The following is a 17,986-nucleotide window of genomic DNA, read 5'->3' as shown; positions in this document are numbered from 1 at the left end:
TATTCCCTAGCGGATTATTTTTTCAGCGATTGAGCGGCTTTACGCGGTCCCTTGCGGGTACGTGCGTTCGTACGCGTACGCTGGCCACGGCAAGGCAGACCCTTACGATGACGCATGCCGCGGTAGCAACCCAGATCCATCAAACGCTTGATGTTCATGGACAGTTCACGACGCAGATCGCCTTCGACGATGAATTTACCTACTTCATCGCGCAGCTTTTCCAGTTCGCTGTCATCCAGATCTTTGATCTTTTTGTTGGTTGCTACACCGGTCGATGCACAGATTTTCTCTGCGCGTGGACGGCCCACACCGTAGATGGCCGTCAGGCCGATAACGGTATGCTGATGATTTGGGATATTAACCCCTGCAATACGTGCCATTTGTTATTCCTCGATTAACCTTGACGCTGCTTGTGACGTGGTTCCACGCAGATTACGCGGACTACGCCTTTGCGCTTGATGATCTTGCAGTTGCGGCAGATCCGCTTGACTGATGCGAGAACTTTCATTTTGGGGCTCTTTCTTTCGCTTCTTTGGTTTGATTCAGTGTGTTACTTGGTACGGAACACAATGCGGGCTCGGCTCAGGTCGTACGGCGTTAACTCCACCGTCACCTTGTCTCCAGGGAGAATGCGAATATAGTTCATCCGCATTTTACCTGAAATATGCCCGAGCACCACGTGTCCGTTCTCCAGCTTCACTCGAAATGTTGCATTTGGGAGATTCTCAAGAATCTCGCCCTGCATCTGTATGACGTCGTCTTTTGCCATTCGGTATGTTTACCGCGCTTAACGCGTCGGAATTCCGCCCTTGAAATTTGCTTTGCGCAGCAGCGAATCATATTGCTGCGACATCACGTAGTTCTGTACTTGCGCCATGAAATCCATGGTGACAACTACAATAATCAATAAAGAAGTACCGCCGAAATAGAATGGTACTTTCCACTGGGCTTGCATAAATTCCGGCAATAAACACACCAGGGTGATGTAGACTGCGCCGGCAAGTGTCAAGCGTGTCAGGATCTTGTCGATGTAACGGGCTGTCTGCTCGCCTGGACGGATCCCGGGAATGAACGCACCGCTTTTCTTCAAGTTATCCGCTGTTTCCTTGCTGTTAAATACCAGCGCTGTATAGAAGAAACAGAAAAACACGATCGCCACTGCGTACAACAGCGCATGGATAGGCTCACCAGGCCCCATCGATGCTGCCAAATCTTTCAAGAACCGCACCGCAGGGTTAGCGTTGTCGGCGCCCTTTGAAAACCAGTCCACGATAGTGGCCGGGAACAAGATGATCGAAGAAGCAAAGATCGGCGGGATCACGCCGGCCATGTTCAGCTTCAACGGCAAATGGCTGGTTTGACCGCCATAAATCTTGTTGCCTACCTGGCGCTTCGCGTAATTGACCAATATTTTGCGCTGACCACGTTCGACGAATACAACGAAGTACGTTACCAGTGCTACCAGAATCACGATGAAAATCGCGCTGAAGCTGCCGATCGAACCATTCGACACCTGAGTGAACAAGCCACCCAACGCCGACGGCAGACCTGCTGCAATCCCGGCAAAAATGATGATCGAGATGCCATTCCCCAAGCCACGCTCGGTAATTTGCTCACCCAACCACATCAAAAACATTGTTCCGGTCAACAAAGTGACGACCGTCACGAAGCGGAATGCAAGACCAGGTTCCAACACCAGACCAGCTTGCGACTCCAGTGCGACTGCAATGCCTAACGCTTGGAACAGTGCCAGGGCAACCGTGAAATACCGGGTGTACTGGGTGATCTTGCGACGACCTGCTTCGCCTTCTTTTTTCAACGCTTCCATCTGCGGTGACACGATCGACAGCAATTGCATGATGATCGAGGCCGAGATATAAGGCATGATACCCAGCGCAAACACTGTAAAACGAGACAAGGCACCGCCCGAGAACATGTTGAACATGCCCAGGACGCCGCCTTCGTGCTCCTTGAACAGCGAGGCTAATTGTGTCGGGTCAATCCCGGGAACCGGGACGTGAGCACCGATACGATAAACCACCAATGCGCCAAGCAAAAACCAGAGCCGTCCCCAAGGGAAACCGGCCGCTGCACTTTTAGCAAGTTGTGGATTAGTCGCCAATTTTCGCTCCGATCAAGCTGTTAGCGGTCAACTCAGGCTACCGAGCCGCCGGCTGCTTCGATGGCGGCTTTCGCGCCAGCGGACACTTTCAAGCCCTTCAAATTCACCGCTTTGGTGATTTCGCCGGACAAGATCACGCGCACGTCACGGGCCAACACGCCCAGAACGCCAGCTTGCTTCAAGACCAGAATGTCGACATCGCCAACAGCCAGGTTGTTCAGATCGGACAGGCGCACTTCAGCTTTGAAGGTTGCGTGCATCGATTTGAAACCGCGCTTAGGCAGACGGCGTTGCAGAGGCATCTGACCGCCTTCGAAACCGACTTTATGAAAGCCGCCCGAACGCGATTTCTGACCTTTGTGACCACGACCCGAGGTTTTACCCAGGCCGGAGCCGATACCGCGACCGACGCGACGCTTGTAGTGCTTAGCGCCTTCGGCTGGTGCAATAGTATTCAATTCCATGATTTGCTCCGTTCGTGTAAGCCCGAAGGCTTACCCGACAACTTTAACGAGATACGATACTTTATTGATCATGCCGCGTACGGATGGGGTGTCTTGCAATTCGGAAACCGAATTTACACGACGCAGACCCAGACCGCGCACGGTAGCGCGATGCGATTCGCGCGTACCGATCAAGCCCTTGACCAATTGCACTTTGACTGTGTTTGTCATTTTGTCCACCTTAAGCCAGAATGTCTTCGACCGACTTGCCGCGTTTGGCAGCGATATCGGAAGCAGTGCTCATTTTCGACAGGCCGTCCAGCGTAGCGCGTACCAGGTTGTATGGGTTGTTCGAACCGGTGGATTTCGCCACCACGTCCGTCACGCCCATCACTTCGAAGATAGCGCGCATTGCACCACCAGCGATAACGCCAGTACCAGGCTTAGCTGGGTTCATCAGGACCTTGGAGGCGCCGTGACGACCAACAACCGTGTGATGCAAGGTGCCGTTTTTGAGCGGCACTTTGATCAGGTTGCGACGGGCTTCTTCCATTGCCTTCTGCACGCCAACTGGCACTTCTTTCGATTTGCCCTTGCCCATGCCGACGCGGCCATCGCCATCACCAACTACGGTCAGCGCGGCGAAACCCATGATACGACCACCCTTGACCACTTTGGTCACGCGGTTGATCGCGATCATTTTTTCGCGCATGCCATCATCCGGCTTGTCGCTTTGCATTTTTGCTTGCATTTTTGCCATGATTGATCCTTAGAACTTCAGACCGGCTTCGCGTGCGGCTTCTGCCAACGCTTTCACACGGCCGTGGTAACGGAAACCGGAGCGGTCAAACGCAACTTCGGTAATCCCTGCTTTCAACGCTTTTTCAGCGACGCGCTTGCCGATCAAGGCTGCAGCAGCGGCATTGCCGCCTTTGCCGGATTGGCCTGCCAGTTCAGCGCGAACTTCCGCTTCAGCCGTCGAGGCCGAAACCAGGACTTTAGCGTCCGGGCTGATCAGGTTGGCGTAAATGTGCAGGTTGGTGCGATGCACCGACAAGCGATTTACTTTCAATTCCGCAATCTTGATGCGGGTTTGGCGTCCGCGGCGAAGCCGTGATTCTTTCTTATCCATCGTCAGCCCCTAATTACTTCTTCTTGGTTTCTTTAAGCTTAACCACTTCGTCCGCATAGCGAACGCCCTTGCCCTTGTAAGGCTCAGGGGAGCGGTAAGCACGAACTTCAGCGGCTACCTGGCCAACCTGTTGACGGTCGATACCTTTAATCAGGATCTCGGTCGGGGTTGGTGTTGCGCAGGTAACGCCAGCTGGCATGTCATGCACTACAGGGTGCGAGAAACCCAGGGACAGATTCAACTTGTCGCCTTGAGCTTGCGCCTTGTAACCCACGCCTACCAGGTTCAGCTTTTTCTCGAAACCCTTGGTGACGCCAACAACCATGTTGTTGACCAGTGCGCGCAGCGTGCCGGACATGGCATTGGCTTCGCGGCTGTCGTTCGCCACGTCGAAACTCAGGGTTCCTGCATTGTTTTCCACTTTAACCTGGCCGGTGAGGGCCTGGGAAAGTACGCCCAGCGGGCCTTTTACGGTGATCGCTTGTGCGGAGATGGCGACTTCGGCGCCAGCTGGCACTACGATAGGCATTTTAGCTACTCGAGACATGTGTAACTCCTTAAGCCACGTAGCAAATAACTTCGCCGCCGACACCGGTAGCGCGTGCTTTGCGGTCAGTCATGACGCCTTGCGGAGTCGACACGATCGCCACACCCAAGCCATTCATCACAACAGGGATCTCGTCTTTACCCTTGTAGACGCGCAGACCCGGACGGGACACGCGCTCCAAGCGCTCAATGACGGGACGGCCAACATAATACTTCAAACCGATTTTCAGTTCCGCTTTGCCACCAGCTTCGGCAACAGCGAAATCTTCAATGTAACCCTCGTCCTTCAGGACGCTGGCAATCGCAATTTTGACTTTCGACGATGGCATGGCCACGGTCGTCTTTTGCACGCCTTGTGCATTGCGAATGCGGGTCAGCATATCGGCGATAGGATCGCTCATACTCATTGCATATTCTCCTATTACCAGCTTGCTTTTGTCATACCCGGAATTTCACCACGCATGGCGAATTCACGGAGCTTGATACGACCCAGACCGAATTTACGGAATGTGCCGCGCGGACGACCAGTGATGGCGCAACGGTTACGTTGACGCGTCGGGTTCGAGTTACGTGGCAGCGCCTGCAATTTCAGGCGAGCTTCGTAGCGCTCTTCTTCCGATTTCGATTGGTCATCGACGATGGCCTTGAGAGCTTCGCGCTTAGGGGCGAATTTCGCCACCAGGTCAGCACGCTTGATCTCACGATTAATCAGTGACAGTTTGGCCATGATCAGTTCCTGAAAGGGAATTTAAAGGCGGCGAGCAAAGCTTTGGCTTCGTCATCGGTCTTAGCGGTTGTCGTGATGCTGATATTCATACCGCGCAACGCGTCAATCTTGTCGTATTCGATTTCAGGGAAAATGATCTGTTCCTTGACACCGATGTTGTAGTTGCCACGACCATCAAATGCACGGCCGTTCACACCACGGAAATCGCGTACGCGCGGCAGAGCCACGGTAATGAAGCGATCCAGGAACTCGTACATGCGAGCGCCGCGCAGGGTGACCATCGTACCGATCGGGTAACCTTCACGGATTTTGAAGCCTGCGATCGCTTTGCGGGACTTGGTGGTCACTGGCTTCTGGCCGGCGATCTTGGTCAAGTCAGCAACTGCGTGCTCGAGAACTTTTTTATCCGCGATAGCCTCACCAACACCCATGTTCAGGGTGATCTTGGTCAGGCGTGGAACTTCCATTACCGACTTGTAACCAAACTTGCTGGTCAGGTCGGCAACGACTTTTTCTTTATAGAATTCTTGGAGACGTGCCATGATTTCTTAAGCCTTCACTACTTCGCCGGAGGATTTAAAGATGCGAACTTTCTTGCCGTCCACTTCTTTGAAACCCACGCGATCTGCCTTGCCAGTCGCTGCATTAAACAATGCAACGTTGGACACGTGAATTGGCATGGTCTTATCGACGATACCACCAGTTACGCCAGTCATCGGGTTTGGCTTAGTCGCTTTTTTAGCGATGTTAATGCCGTCAACCACGATATGTTCAGCATCGATACGCTGCTGTACCACACCACGTTTGCCCTTGTCTTTCCCGGTCAGAACGATGACTTCGTCGTTTTTACGAATCTTATCCATTACGACTCCTTACAGGACTTCCGGTGCCAGGGACACGATTTTCATGAACTTCTCAGTGCGCAGTTCGCGCGTGACAGGTCCAAAAATACGGGTACCGATCGGTTCCAGCTTGGCGTTCAACAGAACGGCGGCGTTGCCGTCGAACTTCACCAGGGAACCGTCTTGGCGGCGAACACCTTTAGCGGTGCGCACAACCACGGCGTTATAAATTTCACCTTTTTTGACACGGCCACGTGGCGCAGCAACCTTAACGGTTACCTTGATCACATCGCCAATGCCAGCATAACGGCGCTTGGAGCCGCCCAATACCTTGATGCACATTACTTCTTTGGCACCGGTATTGTCAGCCACTTCGAGCCGGCTTTCAGTTTGAATCATAGTATTCTCTTTCCCAACTTAAGCCGAAGAATCCACACAATGTAGACCCACGGTCAGTCTTGGTCCCGCCAGAGCCGCCCTGCTGGGCTTCACTGTTTGGGTGCATGACCTTCATACATCAACTGACCGCGAATGCTACTGTCTGTGGCCAGACACTTTGCGGCGTTACATGAACGAAGCCCGCAAGTATTACATACAATTTGCGGGCCTGCAAGTACTAATTAAAAGCCACCGCCGAAACGGTGGTTTTTATTTAAACGGTTGGTGCGGCTTGAACCACACGTGTCACCGTCCATGCCTTCGTTTTGGAGATCGGGCGACCTTCCTGGATCTCGACCGTGTCACCGGCCTTGACTTGGTTGGTCTCGTCATGCGCGTGATACTTGTTCGAGCGCATGATGATCTTGCCATACAAAGGATGTTTTACGTGGCGCTCGATCAGAACGGTAACGGTCTTGTCCATCTTGTCCGAAACCACTTTACCGATCAGCGTGCGCTTGAGCGACTGTTTCACTGGTTCGTTCATTTGGCTTCCTTCAGATTCATTACCGTCTTCACACGCGCGATATCGCGGCGTACCTTCTTGAGCTGCGAAGTGTTGCTCAGCTGCTGCGTAGCGATTTGCATGCGCAGGCCGAACTGTGCCTTCAACAGGTCATTCAGCTCTTTTTGCAGAGCTGGCTGGTCCTTGCCGCGGAGTTCAGATGCTTTCATATACAACTCCAATTATTGGCCGACTTGGCGGATGACAAACGTCGTCGCCAGTGGCAGTTTAGCGGCGGCAAGACGGAATGCTTCCCGTGCCAGCGCTTCATCAACGCCATCCATTTCGTACAGTACTTTGCCTGGCTGAATTTCAGCGACGTAGTACTCAGGATTACCTTTACCGTTACCCATACGGACTTCAGCCGGTTTGTTCGAAATCGGTTTGTCCGGGAAAATACGGATCCAGATACGGCCACCGCGCTTGATGTGACGCGTCATTGCACGACGCGCCGCTTCAATTTGACGCGCAGTGATACGACCGCGCGCAACTGCCTTCAGACCGAATTCGCCAAACGACACGGCGGTGCCGCGGCTGTGCGAAATACCGGTGTTACGGCCTTTCTGCTCTTTACGATACTTTCTGCGTGCTGGTTGCAGCATGATTATTCTCCTGCTTTCTCAGCTGGTGCTGCTGCGGCGGCCGGTTTAGCGGCGGTACGCACACGTGCACCTGGTGCTGTGGATGGTTTCGCACCGGCACCGGCTGGACGTGGACGGCCAGCTGGCTTGCCATCGTCACGGCGTGGGCCGCGGCTTTTCTTCTCGTCAGCTGGGGTATCGATGACTGGTGCATCGCCGTTAGGCGCGCGGTCACCTTTGTATACCCACACCTTGACACCGATGATGCCGTAGGTGGTCGACGCTTCGCTGGTACCGTAGTCGATATCGGCGCGCAGGGTATGCAGAGGCACGCGGCCTTCGCGGTACCACTCTTTACGCGCGATTTCGATACCGTTCAGACGGCCGGACGACATGATCTTGATACCGAGAGCACCCAGGCGCATTGCATTTTGCATTGCACGCTTCATGGCGCGGCGGAACATGATCCGTTTTTCCAGCTGCTGAGCGATCGAATCGGCGATCAGTTGCGAGTCGATTTCTGGCTTGCGAATTTCTTCGATGTTCACGTGAACAGGCACGCCCATGATCTTGGTCAGCGCGGACTTCAGTACTTCGATGTCTTCGCCTTTTTTACCAATGACCACGCCTGGACGCGAGCTGTAGATCGTGAAGCGCGCGTTCTTGGCTGGGCGCTCGATAACGATGCGGCCAACGGAAGCGTTCTTCAGTTTCTTTTTCAGGTAAGCACGTGCTTTCAAGTCTTCGTTCAGCATGGCAGCGAAATTACCGTTGCCTGCATACCAGCGCGAAGCCCAGTTACGGGTGACCGCCAGACGGAAACCGGTTGGATGAATTTTCTGACCCATCGTGGCTCCTTAGTTACCGACAGTCACGTAAACGTGACAGGATTGTTTCGAAATACGGTCGCCACGGCCTTTTGCACGCGCGGTGAAGCGCTTCAGGACCGGGCCCTTTTCGACGTAGATCGTTTTCACGAACAATTCGTCGATGTCCGCGCCATCATTGTGCTCGGCATTCGCAATAGCGGATTCCAGAACGCGTTTGATGATCGCAGCACCTTTTTTCGGGCTGAATTGCAAGATGTTGAGTGCAGCGTCAACTTTCTTGCCACGGATCAGGTCAGCAACCAGGCGGCCCTTTTGGTCCGACAGGCGCACACCTTTGAGGATAGCTTTAGTTTCCATTATTTCTTAGCCTTTTTGTCAGCTGCATGGCCCTTGAACGTACGGGTCAGTGCGAATTCGCCGAGCTTGTGACCAACCATGTTTTCGGAAACATAAACCGGCACGTGCAGCTTGCCGTTATGCACCGCGATCGTCAGGCCGATGAAATCAGGCATGATTGTCGAACGACGCGACCAGGTTTTGATTGGCTTTTTGTCTTTGGCTGCTTGTGCGGCTTCAACTTTTTTCACCAGGTGGGCGTCACAGAACGGCCCTTTTTTCAATGAACGTGTCATGTGCTACCCCTTATTTCTTGCCGCGGCGCGAGACGATCATGGAAGTAGTACGCTTGTTGCTGCGTGTCTTCTTACCCTTGGTCTGTTGGCCCCATGGCGAAACTGGATGACGACCAGCTGCTGTTTTACCTTCACCACCACCGTGCGGGTGATCGACCGGGTTCATGACCACACCGCGAACGGTAGGACGAACACCGCGCCAGCGCATCGCACCAGCTTTACCGATTTTACGCAGGCTATGCTCGGCATTGCCGACTTCACCAACCGTTGCACGGCACTCGATGTGCACGCGACGTACTTCACCCGAGCGCAGACGCACTTGAGCGTAGGTACCTTCACGTGCCATCAGCACAACGCCAGCGCCGGCGGTACGTGCCATTTGGGCACCTTTACCTGGCAGCATTTCAACGCAATGCATCACGGTACCGACTGGGATGTTACGGATTGGCAAGCAGTTACCCGATTTGATCGGTGCTTCCGAACCGTTCATCACGCTGTCGCCAACGGCCATGCCTTTGGTTGCGATGATGTAGTGACGTTCGCCGTCGGCGTAGCACAACAGAGCGATATTCGCGGTGCGGTTTGGATCGTATTCGATACGTTCCACTTTCGCTGGAATACCATCTTTGGTGCGCTTGAAGTCGATCAAGCGGTAGTGTTGCTTATGACCACCACCGATATGACGGGTGGTGATGTGACCGTTGTTGTTACGACCAGCGGTCTTGGATTTCTTTTCAACCAGGGCAGCGAACGGACGACCTTTGTACAGGTCGGCATTCACCACCTTCACCATGCCGCGACGGCCTGGCGAGGTTGGTTTCATCTTAACGAGTGCCATTATGCAGCCTCCTCGGAGAAGTTGATTTCCTGGCCAGGCTTCAGGCACACGAAAGCACGCTTGGTATGGTTACGACGACCGTTGAACTTGCCGGTGCGCTTTTGCTTACCTTCGCGGTTTGCAGTTTGCACGGACAGAACTTCAACCTTGAACAGCAGTTCGACCGCTGCCTTGATTTCAGGCTTGGTTGCATCCGGCAGTACGCGGAATACAATTTGCTCGTTCTTTTCCGCGACCATGGTGGCCTTTTCGGAAATCACGGGCGCCAACAGCACCTTCATCAAGCGTTCTTCGCTATGTTTCAAAATCGCGCTCATGCCAGCATCTCCTCAATCTTGGCCAATGCAGCTTTGGTGACCAGGATCTTCTTGTAGAACACCAGGGACATCGGGTCTGCGTGACGTGGCTCAACGACGAGTACGTTAGGCAGGTTGCGCGATGCCAGTTCCAGGTTTTCGTTCAGAACGTCGGTGATGATCAGAACCGAATCAAAGCCCAGGCCGTTCAATTTTTGCGACAGCAGCTTGGTTTTTGGCGCGTCGATCGTCAGATCGTCGATGACGATCAGGCGCTCTTCGCGAGCCAGCTGCGACAGGATCGAGCAGATACCTGCGCGATACATCTTTTTGTTCACTTTGTGGGTGAAGTTTTCGTCAGGCGAGTTCGGGAAAATCCGACCACCGCCGCGCCACAGTGGCGACGACGACATACCAGCACGAGCGCGGCCGGTACCTTTTTGGCGCCATGGCTTTTTCGTCGTGTGGTGAACTTCTTCACGGTCTTTTTGCTTGCGGTTACCACTACGTGCATTCGCTTGATAAGCGATGACGACTTGGTGGATCAGCGCTTCATTGTAGTCACGGCCGAAAATCGTATCGGCTGCAGCAACGTTCGAGGCGGCTTGACCTTGCGCATTCAGAAGCTTGAGTTCCATCGTTTAAGCTCCCTTCTTGGCTTTGGTTTTGATGGCTGGCGAGACAACTACCTGGCCATTTTTCGCACCTGGAATCGCGCCTTTGACCAGCAGCAGCTGACGGTCGGCATCGATACGGGCGATCACGAGGTTCTGGATCGTACGGTTAACGTCACCCAGATGACCGGTCATGCGCTTACCAGGGAAAACGCGACCTGGATCTTGTGCCATACCGATGGAACCTGGAACGTTGTGCGAACGCGAGTTACCGTGCGTTGCACGGCCAGAAGCGAAGTGGTAACGTTTGATAACGCCTGCATAGCCTTTACCGATGGTAACGCCTTGCACGTCGATCTTTTGACCGACTTCGAACAGGGAAGCAGCGACAACATCGCCAGCTTTCAGTTCAGCGGCTTTGGCAGCGTCGACACGGAACTCTTTCAACAGAGTACCGGCTTCAACGCCAGCTTTAGCGTGATGACCAGCAACAGCTTTGGTCACGCGGGAAGCGCGACGTTGACCGAATGCGACCTGAACAGCGGAGTAGCCATCTGTTTCAGGGGTTTTGATTTGCGCAACACGGTTGTTCGATACGTCCAACACGGTGACCGGGATCGAATCCCCTTCATCCGTGAAAATGCGCATCATACCAACCTTGCGACCGAGAAGGCCTAGGCTCATTTTTTCTCCATTCCCACCTGCGATTGGGCGGGGCTTGTTTAACTACAAAGTAACGTAGGACTCAAAAAAGACGAATCCATACCGAAGCCGGCTAGTATATAGCACAAAAACCCTTGACGCAACAAGTTAACACGAGGTATGTCAAAGTGTTGCGCGACGCCCCTGCGGGAGTTGTCGGCGCCCCTGAAAAACGCTGCCGCAAGGCAATTAAACAGGCGCAAAGCACGGCGACATGCGCCCTTGCGGGCGATGGCAGAAAGACACAGGGCGCGCCATGGCATGCGCGCCCTGCTCCACTCATCCTGGGCGTGGCGCCCGGAAAAGCTTATTGCTGGCAGTTGATCAGGCAATGTTCGTACAGGTCCACGCAGATCGGGCTGCCGCCGAGGTGCGCCCGGCAATTCGCCACTTTTTGCCCGCACTCGCTATAGCACTGCGTGACGTCGCCGGCGGCAAACGCGTACGAGGCGCTCAGGCCCAACGCAAACAGAAAAACCATCGTCTTCTTGATCATATTGCATCTCCGTTTTATCGGATGGACAAACAACCAGGACGCCACGCCATCCTCGCACCGCCCCGGGCAGACGCCACGGCGCCCGCCATTACCTAAAAAGCAATGCCAATAGCATACCGTAAACAATACCAACCAACTACCAATTAATGCTGCAGTTCTTTCCCCGCGCAAAATGCAAAAGCCAGCCCGGGCATATCACTGTCCGGGCTGGCTGCAAGGTGGCGCATGGCGCCCAGGTAAGTCTTACTCTTGCGGCGCTCCTTTGCCAATCTGATACCAGTCCACCTTGCGCGTCGCCACCATGATGGCGGCCAGCACGGCAAACAGCAGGATGCTGCCCATCACCAGCGCATTGTTTTCCGAGCTCAGCAAGCCATACAGGGCGCCATACAGCATGGTCAGCCCCACGCCGAAGCCGATCCCGCGCCAGGCGTTGTGCAGCACGTGCACCAGATAAAAGCTGGTCAGCACGATACAGGCGGCGCTGGCGATCAGATAGGCGGTCAGGAAGGCGATGTGCTCCGCCAGGCCCACCAGCAGCAGGAAAAAGATCACCAGCGACAGGCCCACCAGCAGATATTGCACCGGGTGGATCGGCAGGCTTTTCAGGATTTCAAAGATGAAGAAGGCGGCAAAGGTCAGCGCCACGAACAGCAAGCCATATTTGGTGGCCCGGTCCGATTGCGAATACACGTTCACCGGCTCGATGAAGCCCACGCTGAAGCGGTCGATCTGGCCCAGCGGCGCACTGTCGGGCACCTTGAACTCGCCCTCGATCGTGCTCAGCTGCGTTTGCGCATTGGTGGCCAGCGAGGAGATGCTCCACTCGACCTGAAAGCCATCGGCGTTGATCTGGCGGAATTTCGGCGACGGCAGGAAGCGCCCGCCAAACTGCGGATGCGGCCAGTTCGACTTGATGCTGATCTGACTGTTTTTCGCCACTGGCACGAAGTGCTGGCGTTCGATGCCGTCGAGGCCCAGATCAAAACTGAAGTGCACCTGCTGCGGTGCCGTCAAAGGCATGGCGCCCAGCGGCGCATGCAGGCCGCTGCGGAAGGCAAACAGGTCGGTGCCCTGCTCGAACTCGATCTTCTGGCCGCCCCAGTCGATTTTCGGAATATTACGGATACCGCGCACGTCCTCGATGGACAGGGCCACGAACGGCGCACCCAGGGTCACGCGCGAATCCGGCGACTTGCGCGGCAGCTGGCTGCCGGCCGGCACCGTGAAGTCGCCCTTGAACGCGTGCTGGCCGCTGTAGACCAGCACCTGGTGGATGCCGCGGTAGCGGCGGTCCGTGTCAATGTTACCGTTGAGCAGTAAATTGTTCGGGTAGACAAGCAGACGGCGCTGCACCGTGCGGCGCAACAACTCCGAGCGCACCGCCGATTTCGCTTCCTTGTCATCGCCCTTGGCCACCTCCACGCGCTCTTCATACTGCTCCGTGTAGGGAATCACCAGGATGGGGCCGATGATGGTTTGTTCGCGCACCGAATCGGCGGCGATGCTGTTGACGGCTTCCTGGCGGAATTCCATCCGCTCCTTGATCGTTTCCTGAATCATCAGCAAAGGCAGGCCGATTATCAGCATCAGGCCGAACACGATCAACGCTTTGACTAACAGAGTTTTTTGCATGGCGCATCCTTGAAGTAAGGCGGCCAGTGTAAAAAAACTGTATGCGCTGACGATGCAGTCCGTGTGAAGCGGGCAAATAAAGTGCGCTAAGAGTGTGCTAAGCCAGCGGCAGGCACAGGCGCGCGCAGGCGCCACCGTCCGCATGATTGAGCACCTCGACCGTGCTGCCATGCAAGGAAGCGACCTCGCGCACGAAGGGCAGGCCCAGGCCCGTGCTCTTGCCGGCGCTCGGGCGCGGCAGGGAGTAAAAACGCTCGAAGACGCGCTCCAGCGCATACGCGGGGATGCCTGCGCCGCGGTCGCGCACGGCGATTTCCACGTGCGTGCCCCGGCGATGCGCCGTCACATCGATGCAGCTGCCCGGCGGCGCAAAGCCGGCCGCGTTATCGAGCAGATTGCCCAACGCCTGGCGCAGCAGCAAGGCATCGCCGTCCACACTCAACTCTTCGCACTGCAGCTGCAGGCGCACGCCGCGCGCCGCCAGCGTGGCGGCCGCATCCTGCGCCACTTGCGCGAGCAGGGGCCCCAGCGCGATGCGCTCGGGGTGGTCGAGCCGCTGCTGCTTCTCCACGCGCACGAGGGCCAGCAGCTTGTCGATCAATTGCCGCTGGCGCGCGTTCTGCTCGAGGATACTGGCAAGGAACTGGCGCCGCTCGGCCGGCGGCATGTCTTCCTGCAGCAGCTCGGCCGAGGCCTGGATGGCGGCGATCGGGCTTTTCAATTCATGCGTCAGCGTATGCATCAGCTGCTCCACGTATTCCTTGCCTTCCAGACGCGTGCGCATCGCCTCCAGCGCCCTTCCCAGGGTACCGATCTCGTTCGTACCCAGCGCCGGCAGCGCCACCTTGCGCCCCGCTTCCACATCGCCGATATAGGTCATCAGCTTGCCCAGCGCATGGTGCAGCCACCACGCGAACGCCAGGCCGATCAGCAGCGACAGCAGCAACAGCACGGCGCCGCGCTGCAGGATCTTGCGCTGGCTGCGCTCGACAAACGCTTGCACGCTGGCGTTCGGCTTGGCCACCGTCAGCACGCCGATGACCTCATTGCCGTCGCGAATCGGCGCGGCCACGTGCATCACGGTCGACATCTCGTCGTCGGGCCGGCTGCGCGTGCTGCGCGCGCCATACTTGCCCTGCAAGGTCAGATACACGTCATTCCAGCGCGAATAGTCGCGCCCCACGTCGCGCCCGCTGGAATCGAACAGCACGATGCCGTGCCGGTCCGTGATGGTGATGCGGTAATCGAGCGTGCGCTTGCGCACGCCATTGATATTGACGTCCACGCCATGGCGCGCGTAATCCTGCATGCGCGCGGCCACGGGCGACTGCGCCAGCGTGCCCGCCTTCACGTCGGGCGCCACCAGGCTGGCCAGCAGCTGCGAGGTGTCGACCAGGGTGTCTTCCAGGGTCGAGCGCACGCCCGGCTTGACCTGCTCCATGAAGACATTCAGCAGGAACCACGCGGCCAGCCCGACGATCAGGAAGTAGCCGAGCAGGATGCGCAGGCCGATCTTCATGCGCCGGCCAGACTGTAGCCGAGGCCACGGTGGGTGTGGATGGGATCGGCCTGCGCATCGACGGCGCGCAGCTTGGCGCGCAGCGATTTGACGTGCGCATCGACCGTGCGCTCGAGCGTGTCGGGCGCCCCGCTCCACACGCGCTCCATCAGCTGCGCGCGCGACAGCACATGGCCCGGATGCTCGAGCAGGGTTTTCAGCAACAGGTATTCATAGCGGGTCAGGTCCAGCGGCTGGCCGTGAAACAGTACCCGCGCCTCGAGCGCGCGCAACTCGAAGCGCGCCGGCGCGGTCGCGACGACAGGCGCAGCTATCGTCATGCCCGCCTCGCGCGGCGCCTGGGCGACGCCTGCGCGGCGCAGGATGACGCGGATGCGCGCCACCAGTTCGCGCGGCGAAAACGGTTTGGTGACGTAATCGTCGGCGCCGATTTCCAGGCCGACGATACGGTCGATCTCGTCGCTGCGGGCCGTCAGGAAGATCACCGGCACCTCGGAAAACTGGCGCAGCCGGCGGCATACTTCCAGCCCGCTCATGTCAGGCAAGCCCACGTCGAGCACCACGAGAACAGGCGTCTGAGCGTCTTCGCCGGACATGGGGCGCAGCGCGGCCAGGGCGTGCTCGCCCAACATCACATGGCGCGGCGTAAAGCCGTCCGTGCGCAGGGCATAGGCGATGCTGTCGGCAATCGCCTGTTCATCTTCCACGATCAGGACAGTCTTGGACATGGCGGCGGCACGCATTAGTGGACAAGCCCGGAGTATCCCTGAAGCATGCAAGCGGCGTCAATCGCGCGGCCGGCGAAAAGCCACCCGCCCCAAAAAACTTGGAGTATATTTATTACGGCATGACTCCGCCGATACACCGTGTTTGACACCCGTCCGAGGAGACTATGAAGACCCATACCATCAGCCTGCTATGCGCTGTCAGCCTGCTGGCCGCCTGCACGGCGCCAGCGACACTCGCCACCTCCAACGCACAACAAGATGCCTGTAACGCGGCCGAACGCAAAGGCCAGTTTGGCGAAGCGGAACTGGCTTGCGTACAGGCGCTGCGCAGCGCCGAGCAGGCCGGGGCCGGCGCGGACATCGTCTCGCAGCGCCAGTCCAACCTGGGTCGCATCAAGCGCTTGCAGGGCAAGAATGCCGAAGCGGAGCAACTGTACCGGCAAGCCCTGGCCACGGAGGAGGCGGCGCAGCCGCGCAGCGATGCGCGCGTCGGCCGCCGCATGGTGGAACTGGCGTCGGCCCTGGCCGCGCAAGGCAAATGGCAGGAAGGCACGGGCTATCTGGAACGCGTGCTGCCGCTGCTGCCGAAGCTGTCGCCCGGCTCGCGCACGTATTCGGCAGAAGTGCTGCGCCAGTACGCCAAACAGCTGCAAGGCGGCCCGCAAGCAGCGCTGGGCGCGCGCTTCGAGGCGGTGGCGGCCAGCCTGTAATAAGCGACTGCCTGCGCCTAAGGCTGGGCCACGTGGATGCTGGCCTTGATGTGCTTGAGGTGGGCCACGATGGTGAACGTCATCACCACCAGCAGCGACCATGAGCTCCATTTGCTGACGTGCACCACCGACCACGCGCCAAGCTGGTTCGGATAGCGCCACACGCCCCAGAAGGTGCTGATGTTTTCGGCCAGCCAGATGAAGAAGCCGACCAGCACGAAACCGAGCAGCAGGGGCATGCTGCGGTCGCGGTCGAGCGGGCGGAACACCACGGTGGTGCGCGCATACAAGCCCAGCGCACAGGCGGCCAGGTACCAGCGATAGTCGCCGATGTAGTGGTGGGTAAAGAAGTTAGCGTAGATCAGCAGCGCGATCAGCACCGCCATCCAGTACGGCGGATGGTGGCGGATCCGCATGTCGAGCAGGCGCCAGGTCTGGATGATGTAGCTGCCCACGGCCGCATACATGAAGCCGGAAAACAGGGGAACGCCAAACACCTTGGTGTAGGCAAAGTCGGGATAGCTCCACGACTGTATCGTCCCCGACACCTTGAACACCTCCAGCGCGAAGCCGACCGCATGAAACAGGCAGATGGCTTTCAATTCATCCCACGTTTCCAGCCCGCTCCAGACCATCGCGCCCTGGATCGCCAGCGCTACCAGCAGCAGCACGTCATAGCGCGGCAGGCCGAACAGGCCGGCGCGCGGCACCAGGAACACGGCAGCAAAAAACAGTCCCACAAACAGGCATGACCTCGCCTCCTTGATGCCGAAATACAAAAATTCGGTCAGGAAGCGCGGCCAGCCGCGCAGGCGCTGACGGGGAGTTGCATTGAGCAGGTGGGTATCGAGGGCGTTGAGCATGCGGCAACTTTATCGGGCGGGCGCGGCACTGTAAAGTGGTTTTGCACGGCACAAAAGCAATGGGGCCGGGCGCACTCACGATCGTGAGCAGGCCCGGCCCCATCTCAGGCGGCGGGATACCCCGCCAGCCTTCTTAAAAACGATTATTGCAGTTTGATTTCGACATCAACACCAGCTGGCAGGTCCAGCTTCATCAGCGCGTCAACGGTTTTGTCCGTTGGGTCAACGATGTCCATCAGGCGTTGGTGCGTACGGATCTCGAACTGATCGCGCGAAGTTTTGTTGACGTGCGGGGAACGCAGCACATCGAAACGCTGAATACGGGTAGGCAGTGGTACTGGGCCTTTGACGACAGCGCCGGTGCGCTTCGCGGTCTCAACGATTTCCAGAGCGGACTGGTCGATCAGCTTGTAATCGAAAGCCTTCAGGCGGATACGGATTTTTTGGTTTGGTGCCGACATGATATTTCCTTAAAAGAACGAACCGCGCGGTTTGCACGGCAATGAGGTCATACGGGAATTTCTGACGCAACAACCGTCAGGGTCGACATGATAGCACCAAAATGCTTGCCAACCCCGGCAGTTGAATAAAAAGAAGGGCGCCGGGCGACGACGCGTCTTCTTTTATATTCGCTTAATAATTAAGCGATGATTTTTGCAACAACACCAGCGCCGACGGTACGGCCGCCTTCACGGATAGCGAAGCGCAGACCTTCTTCCATCGCGATCGGGTTGATCAGCTTGACGGTGATCGACACGTTATCGCCTGGCATGACCATTTCTTTGTC

32 protein-coding genes are annotated in these 17,986 nt (G+C 56.9%); 1 reads left to right on the top strand and 31 read right to left on the bottom strand.

The features are described from left to right. Positions 1-14 precede the first annotated feature (14 nt). From rpsM to creB, 28 genes are all read right to left on the bottom strand, one after another. The gene (rpsM, locus tag AC1Q6X_RS26985; RefSeq protein WP_046681666.1) at positions 15-380 is read right to left on the bottom strand and encodes a 30S ribosomal protein S13; all 366 of its coding nucleotides are present in this window, start codon (positions 378-380) and stop codon (positions 15-17) included. A 14-nt stretch (positions 381-394) separates the two neighbouring features. Then, positions 395-508, bottom strand: coding sequence for a 50S ribosomal protein L36 (gene rpmJ / locus AC1Q6X_RS26980; RefSeq protein ID WP_010394471.1), 114 nt, complete (start codon positions 506-508; stop codon positions 395-397). 42 nt (positions 509-550) lie between these two features. Continuing rightward, positions 551-769, bottom strand: coding sequence for a translation initiation factor IF-1 (gene infA, locus AC1Q6X_RS26975; RefSeq protein ID WP_005663428.1), 219 nt, complete (start codon positions 767-769; stop codon positions 551-553). Between the two features lie 18 nt (positions 770-787). Continuing rightward, on the bottom strand, positions 788-2,122 hold the full coding sequence (secY, locus tag AC1Q6X_RS26970; RefSeq protein WP_010394438.1) for a preprotein translocase subunit SecY: 1,335 nt from the start codon (positions 2,120-2,122) through the stop codon (positions 788-790). 32 nt (positions 2,123-2,154) lie between these two features. Then, on the bottom strand, positions 2,155-2,586 hold the full coding sequence (rplO, locus tag AC1Q6X_RS26965) for a 50S ribosomal protein L15 (protein WP_034753211.1): 432 nt from the start codon (positions 2,584-2,586) through the stop codon (positions 2,155-2,157). A gap of 30 nt (positions 2,587-2,616) precedes the next feature. Next, complete coding sequence (gene rpmD, locus AC1Q6X_RS26960; protein ID WP_010394435.1) at positions 2,617-2,796, bottom strand: 50S ribosomal protein L30; 180 nt, start codon at positions 2,794-2,796, stop codon at positions 2,617-2,619. Positions 2,797-2,806: 10 nt separating this feature from the next. Next, entirely contained in the window at positions 2,807-3,325 is a 519-nt protein-coding gene (gene rpsE, locus AC1Q6X_RS26955) for a 30S ribosomal protein S5 (protein WP_010394433.1), read from the bottom strand. Positions 3,326-3,334: 9 nt separating this feature from the next. Further along, on the bottom strand, positions 3,335-3,697 hold the full coding sequence (gene rplR, locus AC1Q6X_RS26950; protein WP_010394431.1) for a 50S ribosomal protein L18: 363 nt from the start codon (positions 3,695-3,697) through the stop codon (positions 3,335-3,337). 13 nt (positions 3,698-3,710) lie between these two features. Next, entirely contained in the window at positions 3,711-4,244 is a 534-nt protein-coding gene (rplF, locus tag AC1Q6X_RS26945; protein ID WP_065310145.1) for a 50S ribosomal protein L6, read from the bottom strand. 10 nt (positions 4,245-4,254) lie between these two features. Then, the gene (gene rpsH / locus AC1Q6X_RS26940; protein WP_034753208.1) at positions 4,255-4,650 is read right to left on the bottom strand and encodes a 30S ribosomal protein S8; all 396 of its coding nucleotides are present in this window, start codon (positions 4,648-4,650) and stop codon (positions 4,255-4,257) included. A 14-nt stretch (positions 4,651-4,664) separates the two neighbouring features. Further along, positions 4,665-4,970, bottom strand: a complete 306-nt coding sequence (gene rpsN / locus AC1Q6X_RS26935; protein WP_010394423.1) for a 30S ribosomal protein S14 — start codon at positions 4,968-4,970, stop codon at positions 4,665-4,667. 2 nt (positions 4,971-4,972) lie between these two features. Then, complete coding sequence (gene rplE / locus AC1Q6X_RS26930; protein WP_010394421.1) at positions 4,973-5,512, bottom strand: 50S ribosomal protein L5; 540 nt, start codon at positions 5,510-5,512, stop codon at positions 4,973-4,975. A 6-nt stretch (positions 5,513-5,518) separates the two neighbouring features. After that, positions 5,519-5,833, bottom strand: a complete 315-nt coding sequence (gene rplX / locus AC1Q6X_RS26925) for a 50S ribosomal protein L24 (RefSeq protein WP_034753204.1) — start codon at positions 5,831-5,833, stop codon at positions 5,519-5,521. 9 nt (positions 5,834-5,842) lie between these two features. Then, positions 5,843-6,211: a 50S ribosomal protein L14 gene (gene rplN / locus AC1Q6X_RS26920; RefSeq protein WP_008444317.1), complete on the bottom strand. Its 369-nt coding sequence runs from the start codon at positions 6,209-6,211 to the stop codon at positions 5,843-5,845. A gap of 253 nt (positions 6,212-6,464) precedes the next feature. After that, positions 6,465-6,737 (bottom strand): 30S ribosomal protein S17, encoded by a 273-nt coding sequence (gene rpsQ / locus AC1Q6X_RS26915; protein ID WP_010394415.1) that lies wholly within the window; start codon positions 6,735-6,737, stop codon positions 6,465-6,467. Next, positions 6,734-6,925: a 50S ribosomal protein L29 gene (gene rpmC, locus AC1Q6X_RS26910; RefSeq protein ID WP_010394412.1), complete on the bottom strand. Its 192-nt coding sequence runs from the start codon at positions 6,923-6,925 to the stop codon at positions 6,734-6,736. Before rpmC ends, rpsQ begins: the two co-directional genes overlap by 4 nt. Before the next feature lie 12 nt (positions 6,926-6,937). Next, positions 6,938-7,357 (bottom strand): 50S ribosomal protein L16, encoded by a 420-nt coding sequence (gene rplP, locus AC1Q6X_RS26905; RefSeq protein WP_034753201.1) that lies wholly within the window; start codon positions 7,355-7,357, stop codon positions 6,938-6,940. A gap of 2 nt (positions 7,358-7,359) precedes the next feature. After that, a complete protein-coding gene (gene rpsC, locus AC1Q6X_RS26900) occupies positions 7,360-8,184 on the bottom strand; it encodes a 30S ribosomal protein S3 (protein WP_034753199.1) in 825 nt (274 codons plus the stop codon). A gap of 9 nt (positions 8,185-8,193) precedes the next feature. Beyond that, a complete protein-coding gene (gene rplV / locus AC1Q6X_RS26895) occupies positions 8,194-8,526 on the bottom strand; it encodes a 50S ribosomal protein L22 (protein ID WP_170840583.1) in 333 nt (110 codons plus the stop codon). Continuing rightward, entirely contained in the window at positions 8,523-8,798 is a 276-nt protein-coding gene (gene rpsS / locus AC1Q6X_RS26890) for a 30S ribosomal protein S19 (RefSeq protein WP_008444295.1), read from the bottom strand. The genes rplV and rpsS overlap by 4 nt, the downstream gene beginning before the upstream one ends. Before the next feature lie 10 nt (positions 8,799-8,808). Continuing rightward, positions 8,809-9,636, bottom strand: a complete 828-nt coding sequence (gene rplB, locus AC1Q6X_RS26885) for a 50S ribosomal protein L2 (RefSeq protein WP_034753198.1) — start codon at positions 9,634-9,636, stop codon at positions 8,809-8,811. Beyond that, a complete protein-coding gene (rplW, locus tag AC1Q6X_RS26880) occupies positions 9,636-9,953 on the bottom strand; it encodes a 50S ribosomal protein L23 (protein ID WP_010394398.1) in 318 nt (105 codons plus the stop codon). The genes rplB and rplW overlap by 1 nt, the downstream gene beginning before the upstream one ends. Further along, entirely contained in the window at positions 9,950-10,570 is a 621-nt protein-coding gene (gene rplD, locus AC1Q6X_RS26875) for a 50S ribosomal protein L4 (protein ID WP_034753197.1), read from the bottom strand. Before rplD ends, rplW begins: the two co-directional genes overlap by 4 nt. A 3-nt stretch (positions 10,571-10,573) precedes the next feature. Then, on the bottom strand, positions 10,574-11,230 hold the full coding sequence (gene rplC, locus AC1Q6X_RS26870) for a 50S ribosomal protein L3 (protein ID WP_010394393.1): 657 nt from the start codon (positions 11,228-11,230) through the stop codon (positions 10,574-10,576). Between the two features lie 325 nt (positions 11,231-11,555). Further along, the gene (locus tag AC1Q6X_RS26865; protein WP_230506606.1) at positions 11,556-11,744 is read right to left on the bottom strand and encodes a hypothetical protein; all 189 of its coding nucleotides are present in this window, start codon (positions 11,742-11,744) and stop codon (positions 11,556-11,558) included. Positions 11,745-11,987: 243 nt separating this feature from the next. Continuing rightward, the gene (gene creD / locus AC1Q6X_RS26860) at positions 11,988-13,379 is read right to left on the bottom strand and encodes a cell envelope integrity protein CreD (protein ID WP_070221706.1); all 1,392 of its coding nucleotides are present in this window, start codon (positions 13,377-13,379) and stop codon (positions 11,988-11,990) included. Positions 13,380-13,476: 97 nt separating this feature from the next. Beyond that, on the bottom strand, positions 13,477-14,898 hold the full coding sequence (gene creC / locus AC1Q6X_RS26855; protein WP_492418428.1) for a two-component system sensor histidine kinase CreC: 1,422 nt from the start codon (positions 14,896-14,898) through the stop codon (positions 13,477-13,479). Next, entirely contained in the window at positions 14,895-15,626 is a 732-nt protein-coding gene (gene creB, locus AC1Q6X_RS26850) for a two-component system response regulator CreB (RefSeq protein ID WP_492498927.1), read from the bottom strand. The genes creC and creB overlap by 4 nt, the downstream gene beginning before the upstream one ends. A 164-nt stretch (positions 15,627-15,790) precedes the next feature. Here creB and AC1Q6X_RS26845 point away from each other — a divergent pair, with 164 nt between their 5' ends. After that, positions 15,791-16,336: a tetratricopeptide repeat protein gene (locus AC1Q6X_RS26845; RefSeq protein ID WP_099409308.1), complete on the top strand. Its 546-nt coding sequence runs from the start codon at positions 15,791-15,793 to the stop codon at positions 16,334-16,336. 17 nt (positions 16,337-16,353) lie between these two features. On the opposite strand, the gene AC1Q6X_RS26840 is transcribed toward AC1Q6X_RS26845, so the two are convergent. From AC1Q6X_RS26840 to AC1Q6X_RS26830, 3 genes are all read right to left on the bottom strand, one after another. Then, positions 16,354-17,199 (bottom strand): DUF817 domain-containing protein, encoded by an 846-nt coding sequence (locus AC1Q6X_RS26840; RefSeq protein ID WP_070221709.1) that lies wholly within the window; start codon positions 17,197-17,199, stop codon positions 16,354-16,356. Positions 17,200-17,342: 143 nt separating this feature from the next. After that, on the bottom strand, positions 17,343-17,660 hold the full coding sequence (gene rpsJ, locus AC1Q6X_RS26835; protein WP_010394389.1) for a 30S ribosomal protein S10: 318 nt from the start codon (positions 17,658-17,660) through the stop codon (positions 17,343-17,345). A gap of 179 nt (positions 17,661-17,839) precedes the next feature. After that, positions 17,840-17,986 (bottom strand): EF-Tu C-terminal domain-related protein (locus AC1Q6X_RS26830; RefSeq protein WP_019923558.1); only part of this gene is annotated, 147 nt, incomplete at its 5' end.

It is taken from the genome of Janthinobacterium sp. GW823-FHT06H09, from assembly GCF_058794735.1.
This window is presented reverse-complemented; position numbering and strand designations above follow the sequence as displayed.